This window comes from Enterococcus sp. DIV1315a (assembly GCF_051712325.1).
Classification (GTDB): domain Bacteria; phylum Bacillota; class Bacilli; order Lactobacillales; family Enterococcaceae; genus Enterococcus; species Enterococcus faecalis.
The window spans coordinates 446416-458744 of record NZ_JBIOOS010000001.1 but is presented as its reverse complement, the minus strand read 5'-3'; the positions used below and the strand labels follow the sequence as shown (position 1 = coordinate 458744).

The following is a 12329-nucleotide window of genomic DNA, read 5'->3' as shown; positions in this document are numbered from 1 at the left end:
TAATTTTTTCGGATTAAAAAAGCATAGAATTTCGAGAAATTTCCTTCTTAAAACACTAAAAGATTGTGATTAAAATATCTTGTTCACCATCGGATGTAATCGCTTTACTTTATGAATGGCCCATTATAGAATGTATGTACTCAATATTTACTCAGTATATATTTTCGCCATTATACATATAATATAAAAAAGGAGAGGATGGTTTTGAATAAGTTCGTCTGGGGAATCTTTTCTTGCATCATATCATGGCTTTTTTTATCGCTGACTCAACCTTTGATAGCTCATTCTGAAACACTGAACCCTACAACTCACGCCTCTACTTTTAGTGAAACATTTACTTCAGTTTCAACAGAACAACAAACAACTCAAGCAACCGATATCGTGGAACAAGAAACCGAGCAAACCCATGCTTCCTCTGAAAACGATGAACCTATGGCACCTACGCCAGCTAGTGTTTCTGTTGGTAATAGCACCTTAAAAAGTACCTTAAGCACGGGAACGTATAACCAAGATATTATCACACTTTCGTATGAATACAGTGTGACACTTATCGGCTTAGCAATTAATGATCGACCGATTATTGCTATTCAACTTCCTACAGAAATTTCAAGCCAGTTAGATAACGACACTCTAAAGCAACAAGATTTTCTGACTCTTTTAACAGGGACTGTCAGTTATCCAGGAACAGCCACTCAAGATATTCACAGTTCAACTAACGGCGTCAGTCTCTCTTATAGTAACACTTATCATTCTGTTTATCTGACTTTTCCAAGTAGCACCTTGGTGTTACTTCCCGGAACCAAATGGTCTGCCGCCATTTCGTTTGATGTCGGCGCACTTTATAAACGAGGAATTTCAATCCCTCCTGCTCTTAACGGCAAAGACTATCCGATTCGAGGAACCTTTACAGATGTTGGCACTGGATTAGGCGCAATTAATATTATTATTGGGAATAATACAAAAACAGGCGTAATTAGCAAAGCTCAACTTAATTTAGGGAATTATCCCGTTCCTCAAGTCACACCAGCCAAACTAACTCAATCAAATCATCTGGACACTACTGTAACAGGGACCATTCAACAAGTACAAGACCCAAACTATAGCTACTCTGTTCAATTAGCCTTGAACCACCATGATGGAACCACTACCCCCATAGTGGTGAAGGGAATTTCTGTTGATGCATCTGGAAATTTCTCGACATCGTTAGCTTCACCATTAGAATATGGCGACACGCTCTCTACAATTGTCTTTGCTCGTTCCAAAACGTCAACCGACTATATTCAAAGCAGCCCCTCAGCTGACCAAAGTGTCAATTGGTCAATCCAACCAGTCACAAACGTAGTCGCCAATGCCGGCTCAACTCAACTTTCAGGTAAAGCTTCTCAAGCATCTAACGGAACCTATCAAGTTAAAGTACAAATAAATGGTGGTTCTATTTCCACAACGCCCTTAGATTCCAATGGCCATTTTCAATTTGCTAATTTACCCACTTTCCAAGGAGGAGAAACGGTCAACTTATGGATCCAAGGTCTCAGCAATCGCACTGGCCTGCCTTTGCTAACCAGTTCTACTGTTTCTCAAACAGTTGCTTATCCTGTGCCTCAACTAACGGTCACGCAAATCATTGAGCGGAAAAATGCACAAGGGCTCTGGGAAGCTGCAAACTCTGTCGTAAGTGGTCAAATCATTCGTTTTACGTTAACCACACGTTTAACCAATCAACCAGCAATGTGGATGAATCAGCAATTACGAGCAACGGTGCCTAAAGGACTGTCCCAACTTTCAGCTGCTACATTAACAAAACAATCAGCAGCAGGTTTAAGTACGCCAATAGCTGGGCTTCAACTTTTAACTGATAGTTCCACTGGTTTGCCGTATTGGAGTTATCATAATTCGCTGCCAGCAGATAATTTTACAGAAGCCAATACACAATTCACCTTAGAATATACAGCAACGGTTACAGAAGAATGGATAAACCAATTTCTTTTATTTTCTAGCACGGTTACTGGCAATGATGGTGGCGGAACGCCAATTACGCCAATCACTAAGGAACAGTCTTTACCTATCAAAAACGGTACCCTCCGTTTTGTGCAGATGCCAACTACAGTTTCCTTTAAAAATTTACCTTTTCCCAGCAAACGAACCATATACTCACCATCGACCATCAGCGCTCCTTTCCTCATTGCCGATGGTCGAGTTGCAAAAACACCATGGCATTTGTTGGTAAGAGAGAGTCAGCCCATGCATTCAACTTCTACAAATAAAACGATCCAGCAAGCTTTCATTTATCGAAAAAATGGCAGTGATTTTCCTCTCTCCTCTTTAGCAACCGAAGTTTATCAATACACCGCAACGGACGATAACAATGTAGAAATTCCTTGGAACCAACAAAATGGACTTTTTTTAAGCGTTGCTCCTGACCTTAATTTAACGGTCAAAGAATCTTACACTGCCGAATTACAATGGATTCTTTCTGATACACCCCTCTAATTAGGATTTAGCTTTTTTAAAAGTTAAAAATAAACAAGAAAGAAGGAATAAAAAATGAAAAAGATCGTGCGCATTTCAAGCATTTTGTTCGTTGCTACGCCTCTTATGCTTTTAAATAGTCCAAAAGTTGAAGCAGCTCAAGTCGCTTCTATTCAATCCAACGCTGATATTACGTTTGCTCTTGATAATACTGTCACGCCACCTGTCAACCCGACGAACCCTTCTCAGCCTGTGACACCTAATCCTGCTGATCCTCATCAACCTGGTACAGCCGGACCCCTTAGTATTGACTATGTTTCAAATATCCATTTTGGATCAAAACAAATTCAAGCCGGAACAGCGATCTATTCGGCACAACTGGATCAAGTGCAAAATAGTACTGGCGATTTAATTAGCGTGCCAAACTATGTTCAAGTAACTGACAAACGTGGTCTAAATCTTGGCTGGAAATTATCAGTTAAACAGAGTGCGCAATTTGCTACAAGTGATTCAACACCCGCTGTTTTGGATAATGCGTCCTTGACCTTTTTAGCAGCAACACCCAATTCAACACAGTTACTTTCTTTGGCGCCATTAACGGTCCCAGTAACCTTGGATCCAACTGGTGCCGCTACTTCTCCTGTGGCGACTGCCGCTCTTTCAACAGGAATGGGCACTTGGACATTAGCTTTTGGTAACGGAGCGACCGCTGCTCAAGGCATTCAATTAACTGTTCCTGCGACAACGAAAAAAGTTGCAGCTAAACAATATAAAACAACGCTTACTTGGATTTTGGATGATACACCACTTTAAAAGAAAACAAACAAGGTATTGCATGAAACAACTTCATGCAATACCTTCTTATAAAAAATTGTCAAAAAGGAGTGCACACTATGAATCAGCAGCTTTTTAAATGGCTCCATGCTATTAGCGTCATCATTTTTTTATTTTTTATTGGCTCTTATTCTGTAGAAGCAAGCGAAATGACTTTTTCTGTAAAAGCCATTTTACCCGACAATCAACGAACCAAAGAGACAAGTTATTTTGATCTACGTGTCGCTCCAAACCAAACACAAAAGCTACAAATCGAACTAACGAATCAAACAGCCAACGACATTACCGTGCTAGCTTCAGCCAATGCAGCGATTACTAATGATAATGGCTTGGCAGATTATTCTCATGCTGAAACAAAAAAAGATCCATCTGCACCTTTTACTTTTAATGAGATTGCGCAATTACCAAAAGAAATCCACCTACCTAAACACTCAACCAAGACTGTTGAATGTCAGCTTACTTTACCGGAAAAACCATTTAATGGTTATGTTTTAGGAGGACTCTACTTTGAACAAAAGTCAGATGAACAACCTGATCACTCAGAAAACGGTGTGGCCATCAATAATCGTTTTTCTTATGTAGTCGGCGTCTTACTTAGTGAAACAGATGAACCTGTTCAGCCAGAATTATCTTTAAATGAAGTAAAAACCGATCAAGCTAACGGTCGTAACCGCGTATTAATGAATCTCCAAAACAAACAAGCGGCTATGATTAAAAAATTACAAGTCGATGCCTCTTTATATTATGAAAAAGAAGCTAAACCTCGCTACGAAAATCACCAAGAGTCGTTAACAATGGCCCCTAATACAAATTTTAATTATCGGATTGACTTAAAGGAACAACCTTTTGTTCCTGGAAATTATACTGTAAAAATCAAAGTAAACGATGGCTATCAAGACTATTCGTGGGAAAAACACTTAGTCATCCAAGAAAAAGAAGCTAAAAAATACAATGCTACCGCCGTCAACCTCCCACCTGAAAAACACACCAATTTCCCTTGGAAACTGGTGAGTAGCATCACGCTAGTTTTTCTATTCATTTTGGGAAGCACGATTTATTATTTCAAGAAAAAAATACGTGAAGCGCAACAATAAAAAAGCACATCGACAATTGTCGATGTGCTTTCATAATCACTTAATTATTTTGTATATTCTTCAACTAATGCAACGACTTCTTCCATCGTGTCGCATTCTTTTAATGCGCGGTCAGCAAGTTCAGCCATTTTAGTTGTGTCTAGACGTTTCATCAAGCTACGTGTTTTAAGGATAGATGTAGCACTCATTGAGAACTCATCTAAGCCCATACCCAATAGTAATGGAACAGCTGTTTGATCGCCCGCCATTTCACCACACATACCAGCCCATTTACCTTCAGCGTGTGCTGCATCAATTACATTTTTAATTAAACGTAAGATTGATGGGTTGTATGGTTGGTATAAGTAAGAAACGCGTTCGTTCATACGGTCTGCAGCCATTGTGTATTGGATTAAGTCGTTGGTTCCAACACTAAAGAAGTCTACTTCTTTGGCAAATTTATCAGCTAATACGGCAGCTGCTGGAATTTCAATCATAATACCTACTTGGATATCGTTTGAAACTTCAACACCTTCGTTGACTAATTTTTGTTTTTCGTCTTCAAAGATTGCTTTCGCTGCTCTAAATTCTTTCAAAGTAGCAACCATTGGGAACATGATACGTAAGTTACCATGAACAGACGCACGTAATAATGCACGCATTTGTGTACGGAACATGCCGTCACCTAGTTCTGATAAGCTAATACGTAATGCACGGTAACCTAAGAATGGGTTCATTTCGTGTGGTAATGTTAGGTAAGGAAGCTCTTTGTCCCCACCAATATCCATTGTACGAACCACAACTGGTTTTCCTTCCATTCCTTCAAGAACTGCTTTATACGCTTGGTATTGGTCCTCTTCAGTTGGAAAGTCAGATGAATCCATGTATAAGAATTCTGTACGATATAAACCAACAGCTTCGCCGCCGTTTTTGTGTACGCCTTCTAAATCTTTTGGTGTACCAATGTTTGCAGCTAACTCAACATGTTTGCCGTCAGCTGTCACTGTTTCTGCATTTTTTAGTTTATCCCATTCTGCTTTTTGATCTGCATAAGCTTTTGCTTCTGCTTCAAATTCAGATTTTTCAGCATCTGTTGGGTCAATAATAACATCCCCAATGATTCCGTTCACTGCTAAAATATCGCCTGCTTTTACTTTGTCAGTAATTTCTTTTGTACCAACGATTGCAGGGATTTCTAACGAACGAGCCATGATTGCTGAGTGAGAAGTACGTCCGCCGATGTCTGTAACAAAGGCTTTAACATACGTACGGTCTAATTGTGCAGTATCACTAGGTGTTAAGTCATGGGCAACCACGATTACTTCTTCGTTAATCATTGAAGGATTTGGAAGAGTCACACCTAATAAATGTGCTAAGATACGTTTGGCAACGTCACGAATATCTGCTGCACGCTCCTGCATGTAAGCATTATCGTCCATTGCTTCAAACATACCAATATACATATCCGTAACTTCTTTCAAGGCAGCTTCTGCATTGACTTTGTTGTCTTGGATATTTTGTTTGATTTGACCAACCATTTCTGGGTCAGATAAAACCATTAAATGAGCATCGAAAACTTGCGCTTCTGCTTCACCAAGGCTTTGAGCTGCTTTGTCGCGAATTGCTTGCAACTCTTCAGTAGATTTTGCTAAAGCATCGTCTAAGCGAGTTGCTTCTGCATCAGTATCTTCTACGGAAGTTTTGTTGAAAGACAAGTCAGGTTGAACTAGCAGGTAAGCTTTAGCAACAGCAACGCCATCACTTGCGGCAATCCCTTTTAGCATCTCAGACATTATTCAGCCAATCCTTCTTTTTGTAATGTTTCAACGATTGCTGCCATTCCTTCAGCTTCGTCAGCACCATCAACAGTGATTGTTACGTCAGAACCTTGACCAACGCCTAAAGACATAACGCCCATGATTGATTTTAAGTTAACAGATTTACCTTTGTATTCTAAGTTAATATCTGAGTTAAATTTGCTTGCAGTTTGTACTAATAAAGTAGCTGGACGTGCGTGAATTCCTGTTTCTGCTACAATGTGAAATTCTTTCTTTTCCATATAAATCGGTCTCCTTCGTAAATAAAAAATTTTTATGTTAGGGTTTTCCTTTCTTGATACGCTAAAATCAAACGTCTACTCGAAAAAAGACCCTTTCAGTTTCTAAGATTACCATTTTTTTCTATCTTACACAACACTTTTTGCTTAAATTTCGTGATGTTTTGCACTGACTATTCTTCCTCTTTTTGGTAACGATAAATGATTCGTCCATTTAACCCCGCTTCTCCAACAATTTCCGCGCGGTCAGGCAAAGAAATCCAAGCATCACGAAATTGGAAAAATTCATTTTGCTCCACGATTAATTCAGAGATTTCTCCAGCTTTTAATGAAGCAATTTTTTCTACAAAAGGATTTTCAGCCATTGATTTCACCACTCTTTCTCTTAAATATCAACTCTTATAGTTTACTTGAAAATGGCGCAATTGTCTGTAAAAAAATCGAATCTTTGCCTTTTTTTAAACAAGGTCTTTTACTTGATTCTCTTACAAAAAATGCTATAATAACCTCAAAGGTCAAAAATGGTCAAGTGGTTTTATAGACAGAATTTATTCCTGCTATCTAGTACTTGGCTGGTTTGAGGAAAAATGGTCTGTTTACTAGAAATAATAGAGCAAACAACTATTTTTCTGGCCTCAGTTATTTTGAAAGGATGTGTTTCATTCAATGATTTGTCAAAATTGTCAACAAAATGAAGCAACAATTCATTTATATGCAAATGTGAATGGTCAAAGAAAACAACTAGACTATTGCCAAAGCTGCTATCAAAAATTAAAAAATCAAGCAAATAATTCCCCTCAAAATATGGGACAAGACCCTTTTGGCTTTGGGAGTTTAGACGATTTATATCGTTCTCTTTCTCGCCAAATGCAACAAGGTAATCCTTATGAACAACAAACACCACCCACTCAATTTGGTGATGGTGGTAATGGAGGTCAACCCCCTCGCGGAGGCGCTGGCGCTGGTCAAGGTTTACTAGGCGAGTATGGGATTAACATCACCGAAGCGGCACGCCAAGGAGATATCGATCCTGTGGTAGGACGTGACCAAGAAATTAAGCGTGTCATTGAAATCTTAAATCGCCGTACAAAAAACAACCCCGTTTTAATCGGTGAACCAGGTGTTGGTAAAACAGCCGTTGTCGAAGGTTTAGCCCAAAAAATTGTCGATGGCGATGTGCCACAAAAATTATTGGACAAAGAAGTCATTCGTTTAGATGTGGTTTCACTTGTTCAAGGAACTGGTATTCGCGGACAATTTGAAGAACGGATGCAAAAATTGATTGAAGAAATCACTGAAGCTGAAAATGTCATTTTATTTATTGATGAAGTCCATGAAATTGTGGGTGCTGGTGCTGCTGGTGATGGCAATATGGATGCTGGCAATATTTTAAAACCAGCCTTAGCACGTGGTGAATTACAATTAGTCGGTGCCACAACTTTAAATGAGTACCGTATTATTGAAAAAGACGCTGCCTTAGAACGTCGGATGCAACCAGTCCAAGTAGATGAGCCAACCGTTGCCGAAACCATAACGATTTTACATGGTTTGCAAAAACGTTATGAAGATTATCATCATGTTAAATATACAGATGAAGCGATTAACGCAGCAGCAAACTTATCCAACCGTTACATTCAAGATCGCTTTTTACCAGATAAAGCGATTGACTTGTTAGATGAATCTGGTTCAAAAATGAATCTAACTATTCAACTCGTCGATCCAAAAACAATTGATAAAAAATTAGCAGAAGCGGAACAACAAAAACAACAAGCTTCCGCAGAAGAAGATTTTGAAAAAGCGGCTTACTATCGTGATCAAATCAATAAATTACAAGCAATGAAAGAAAAACAAATCAGCGATGAAGAAACACCCGTCATCACTGAAAAAGATATTGAAGCCATTGTGGAACAAAAAACTGGCATTCCTGTCGGTGACTTAAAAGAAAAAGAACAAACCCAATTGAAAAATTTAGCTGTTGACTTAAAAGCTCATGTTGTCGGACAAGATGATGCCGTCGATAAAGTAGCTAAAGCGATTCGTCGCAATCGTGTAGGCCTAGGCAAACAAAACCGCCCAATTGGTTCCTTCTTATTTGTTGGGCCAACAGGCGTTGGTAAAACAGAATTAGCAAAACAATTAGCTTTTGAGCTATTCGGTTCAGAAGATTCGATGGTTCGTTTTGATATGAGTGAGTATATGGAAAAACACAGTGTTTCTAAACTGATTGGTTCTCCTCCAGGCTATGTTGGTTATGACGAAGCTGGACAACTCACAGAAAAAGTCCGTCGTAATCCTTATAGTTTAATTTTATTGGATGAAATTGAAAAAGCGCATCCTGATGTTTTACACATGTTTTTACAAATTCTCGACGATGGTCGTTTAACAGATGCACAAGGTCGTACAGTCAGCTTTAAAGACACCATCATTATCATGACAAGTAATGCTGGAACAGGAGCTGTGGAAGCCAACGTTGGCTTCGGTGCTGCCCGTGAAGGTGTGACTAAATCCGTTTTAGGTCAATTGAACAACTTCTTCACCCCCGAATTCCTTAACCGTTTCGATGGTATTATCGAATTCAAAGCATTAAGCAAAGAAAACCTGATGAACATTGTCAGCTTGATGTTAGAAGAAGTAAATGGCTTATTAGCTAAACAAAAATTACACATTGAGGTTCCAACAGAAGTCAAAGAAAAACTCGTTGATTTAGGTTATGATCCTGCAATGGGCGCTCGTCCTTTACGTCGAACAATTCAAGAACAAATTGAAGACGGCATTGCTGAATACTATCTAGATCATCCTGAAAATCATCAATTAGTCGCAGCGTTAGATAACGAAGGTAAAATTATCGTAACTGGCGCACAAGAAGTGACTAAAACAGAAACTTCAACATCTGACCAAGCAGAATAATCAAAAATCCACACGCATTAATAACAATGCGTGCGGATTTTTTTATGCTTTTCACTTTTTATTTTCATCAAAAAAAACTATAATAGAAGAAAGATATTCGTATACTTGTTCCTCATAGAAAAAATTCAATCTGGAACTCCTGTACATAATTGGAAACGCTCTTTTGCAGCACACAACTATAATGAGGTGATAAAATGAAATTAGTGAATGTGACCAATAGCTACAAACAATTAGTAAATAAACAATTGGAAAACACGGATGCTTACTTTGTAAAAGTCTACTCAGCAGGAAACACGACCGCTGTCTATTCAGAAGCAGCTCACCATGTGGAAGTTCTGATTATGAATAAAAATCGTCGCATTCGTCCGACAGAAGTAAAAGAAATTTTAGCAAAACTGTTAAAACGATTACCTAAAGAGGCTTATGACCCAGATGAAATTTCTATCATTGAGTTAAACCATGTGACCGAAGTGTCTGTTCCATTAAAAGTTTCCCTCATGGAAAACTAAAAAAAACTGCCGAAGTTTCCCCACTTTGGCAGTTTTTTTAATTTATTGTGACGTTATTTTTTTTACAAGACTTTGATAATTTTCCGACCAGGCTTCCTCATTTGTCGGACTGACTAATTTATTTTCCTCGATTGCTTTTTTTCTTAAGTCATCCACTTCTTTTTTGAAATTTTCCCCTGATTTTTGAGCATAATCTTTAGAAAAATATTTTGATTGGCGAGAATAAGCCTTCAGTTTTGCGTCTTTAATCTCTTCTTCTGTATCTGCAAAATATTCATCATAACGAAGATCGGTTATTTTCCCTGAATCTTTTAACGTAATAACAGTTAAACGTCCAGAAAGCCCCTCCCCAAAATCTTCTGTTAGACTTGTATAATATTCTTTTGAAGGTTCTTTGATTTCCTTGGCTAAAGCCCTAGCAGCAGGAAGATAGCCATTATTAGCGCTATTGGATTGCCCTTTGGCTGTCTGGAAGGCGCCATCTAGACGATTTTCGGTAACCATTTGATTTTCTAAAAAAGTCATCGTATTAACAACGGTCACTAACGATTGATCGGTTCGGGCGTTGTTCGCTTGAAAATTTGCATAGCCGGATAAACGTTTTGTCACTCCTGCCCATTCTTCAGAATAATAGTTTTTAGGTCCACGTTCATCAAATTCCACTAACTGAATTTGTTGATCCTTAACAACGACATCAATTAAAGCCGTATAGCCGCCATCAAACACGACTTCATGATGATAATAATCCCCTTGAACTTCCCCGATTTCTGGACGACCTGACCAATACATCTTCTGGGCTTTTTCTTCTGGACTAATTCCTGATTGTCCATTATTAGCTTCTACTGTAGCGCCAGAAACAGCATCAACTTCAAAGGTATGTCCATTACGCTCATAACTCACTTTGGCAGCACTCTCCTTCGGTTGATCATTCGTGTTTGTCTGCTCCTCCCGCTTTACAGAAGTGGCATTAGTGGCTGCCGAGGCACCACTCGTTACTTGGACTGCTTCTGCTTCAGTACTTTCTTTCATTTTTTCAGTTCGTTGATCTGGTTGGCACCCCATTAAAACAATCATTGAACAAAATAACCCGACAACTATCTTTTTAGTTTTCATTTTTCCTCCTTTTAAAACTCATTGAATTACCATTTAATTTTAATATAAGTAGAATGAAAAGTATAGCTAAGCAATCGTTTTTTCTTCATACGGCGATAAACTTAACTGTCCAGATAAATACTCACCTAAATAGATTTCCTGTAATCTTTGAAATCCTTGTTCTTGGATTTGCGTTAATAGCCAGTGCTCATCTTTTTTGATTAACTCTAGGACATCCATGTTGGCTTGACCGTCCACAATAATCGGATAACGAATACTTTCATCGCCATATTCGACGATTGTTAATTGACCATTTTGTTCTAAAACCGCCCGTTTAACAAGCTGGACTTCATAAATACCATTTGCTCGTAATTTAAACATTAGATCATTTGCAGAAATACCATTTTTCAAACATTCCTTCACCACAACCTGTCCATCCTTGATTAAAGTAATGGGTTTACCATCCACAATTTGCTTCACATAGCGATTGTGTTCTTTTGCAAATTTTAAAATTAAGACTAATAATGTCCACAAAATTAACACTAATACAAATTGGAGCACCGTAATTGAATCATTATAAATAACACCACCAATAATGCCCCCCAATACATAGTTTTGCACTTGGTCCATAGCCGATGTGGGCGCCAAATTCCCTTTTCCCATCAAATTAATTTGGACAATTAAACAAATAATACCTAAAGCAAATTTAATAATAATTGGACTATAAAACTGCATTAATTTTCCCTCACTTTACTTTATGATTTCAATCGTTGGTGTTAATAAATACGTTTCTTGTAACGTATAAGACTGCTGATCCGTACTTAAACTCATTTTATAAAAGACTTCGTCAATTTTAACTATGGTTCCGTCAGCCAATTGTGTACCATTGACATAAACTTTTTCTGGAGAAACCTTTTTTTCCTGTGCCACTTGTTCGACAAAATGTACCATTTGTGAAGATTGTGAATGCTGATTTTGGTTCAGTTGATAATTGGAATATTGAACCCCTAAAACAAATAATAATGATAAAAAAATAATAATACTTAATTCACGATATTTCGTTTGAATTTGATGTCGCACATAAAAACTAAACACAATGACTAGCCCGATTAACAAAGCAAAAATAAAAAAATACTTTAAGTAATCATTTAAATTAGATTGGCTTTTTAAATACTCGATGCCATAAAAATTCATGTTCTTGTCCACTCCTTGATAGGTTCGTTATAGTAAGTATTCTATCTCAAAAAAAACAATCACGCCTGCTTTAATACCTTATAACAAGAAAAAGCTCAGCGCAATCATCTTGAGAATGACTGCGCCGAGCTTCAATCTTCTAAAGATTCAGCTACTGATTGATTACAAATTAATTTTACATCAAACTTTTCAGTT

At 38.0% G+C, this 12329-nt stretch carries 11 protein-coding genes; 5 read left to right on the top strand and 6 right to left on the bottom strand.

Going from position 1 to position 12329, the window contains the following annotated elements; translation table 11 throughout:
• Positions 1–198: 198 nt before the first annotated feature.
• From IGJ03_RS02270 to IGJ03_RS02260, 3 genes are read left to right on the top strand one after another with little or no spacing between them, the layout of a single operon-like run.
• Complete coding sequence (locus IGJ03_RS02270; protein WP_375804750.1) at positions 199–2490, top strand: hypothetical protein; 2292 nt, start codon at positions 199–201, stop codon at positions 2488–2490.
• A gap of 54 nt (positions 2491–2544) precedes the next feature.
• Positions 2545–3282, top strand: a complete 738-nt coding sequence (locus tag IGJ03_RS02265; protein WP_002382990.1) for a WxL domain-containing protein — start codon at positions 2545–2547, stop codon at positions 3280–3282.
• 35 nt (positions 3283–3317) lie between these two features.
• The gene (locus tag IGJ03_RS02260; RefSeq protein ID WP_375804749.1) at positions 3318–4397 is read left to right on the top strand and encodes a DUF916 and DUF3324 domain-containing protein; all 1080 of its coding nucleotides are present in this window, start codon (positions 3318–3320) and stop codon (positions 4395–4397) included.
• 44 nt (positions 4398–4441) lie between these two features.
• Here IGJ03_RS02260 and ptsP read toward each other — a convergent pair whose 3' ends face one another.
• The 3 genes from ptsP to IGJ03_RS02245 all read right to left on the bottom strand — a co-directional run bounded on the left by ptsP (position 4442) and on the right by IGJ03_RS02245 (position 6797).
• Entirely contained in the window at positions 4442–6169 is a 1728-nt protein-coding gene (ptsP, locus tag IGJ03_RS02255) for a phosphoenolpyruvate--protein phosphotransferase (protein ID WP_002361251.1), read from the bottom strand.
• Positions 6169–6435, bottom strand: coding sequence for a phosphocarrier protein HPr (locus tag IGJ03_RS02250; protein WP_002355551.1), 267 nt, complete (start codon positions 6433–6435; stop codon positions 6169–6171). The genes ptsP and IGJ03_RS02250 overlap by 1 nt, the downstream gene beginning before the upstream one ends.
• Before the next feature lie 170 nt (positions 6436–6605).
• Positions 6606–6797, bottom strand: coding sequence for a hypothetical protein (locus tag IGJ03_RS02245; protein ID WP_002366170.1), 192 nt, complete (start codon positions 6795–6797; stop codon positions 6606–6608).
• Positions 6798–7098: 301 nt separating this feature from the next.
• Here IGJ03_RS02245 and IGJ03_RS02240 point away from each other — a divergent pair, with 301 nt between their 5' ends.
• Both IGJ03_RS02240 and IGJ03_RS02235 read left to right on the top strand, forming a co-directional pair.
• The gene (locus IGJ03_RS02240; protein WP_002386935.1) at positions 7099–9339 is read left to right on the top strand and encodes an ATP-dependent Clp protease ATP-binding subunit; all 2241 of its coding nucleotides are present in this window, start codon (positions 7099–7101) and stop codon (positions 9337–9339) included.
• Positions 9340–9533: 194 nt separating this feature from the next.
• Entirely contained in the window at positions 9534–9848 is a 315-nt protein-coding gene (locus IGJ03_RS02235; RefSeq protein WP_002355547.1) for a DUF1827 family protein, read from the top strand.
• 42 nt (positions 9849–9890) lie between these two features.
• On the opposite strand, the gene IGJ03_RS02230 is transcribed toward IGJ03_RS02235, so the two are convergent.
• The 3 genes from IGJ03_RS02230 to IGJ03_RS02220 form a co-directional block, all read right to left on the bottom strand.
• Positions 9891–10961, bottom strand: coding sequence for a hypothetical protein (locus IGJ03_RS02230; protein ID WP_375804748.1), 1071 nt, complete (start codon positions 10959–10961; stop codon positions 9891–9893).
• 66 nt (positions 10962–11027) lie between these two features.
• The gene (locus IGJ03_RS02225; protein ID WP_002368017.1) at positions 11028–11675 is read right to left on the bottom strand and encodes a DUF421 domain-containing protein; all 648 of its coding nucleotides are present in this window, start codon (positions 11673–11675) and stop codon (positions 11028–11030) included.
• A 15-nt stretch (positions 11676–11690) separates the two neighbouring features.
• On the bottom strand, positions 11691–12134 hold the full coding sequence (locus IGJ03_RS02220; RefSeq protein WP_002355544.1) for a DUF3290 domain-containing protein: 444 nt from the start codon (positions 12132–12134) through the stop codon (positions 11691–11693).
• Positions 12135–12329 lie beyond the last annotated feature (195 nt).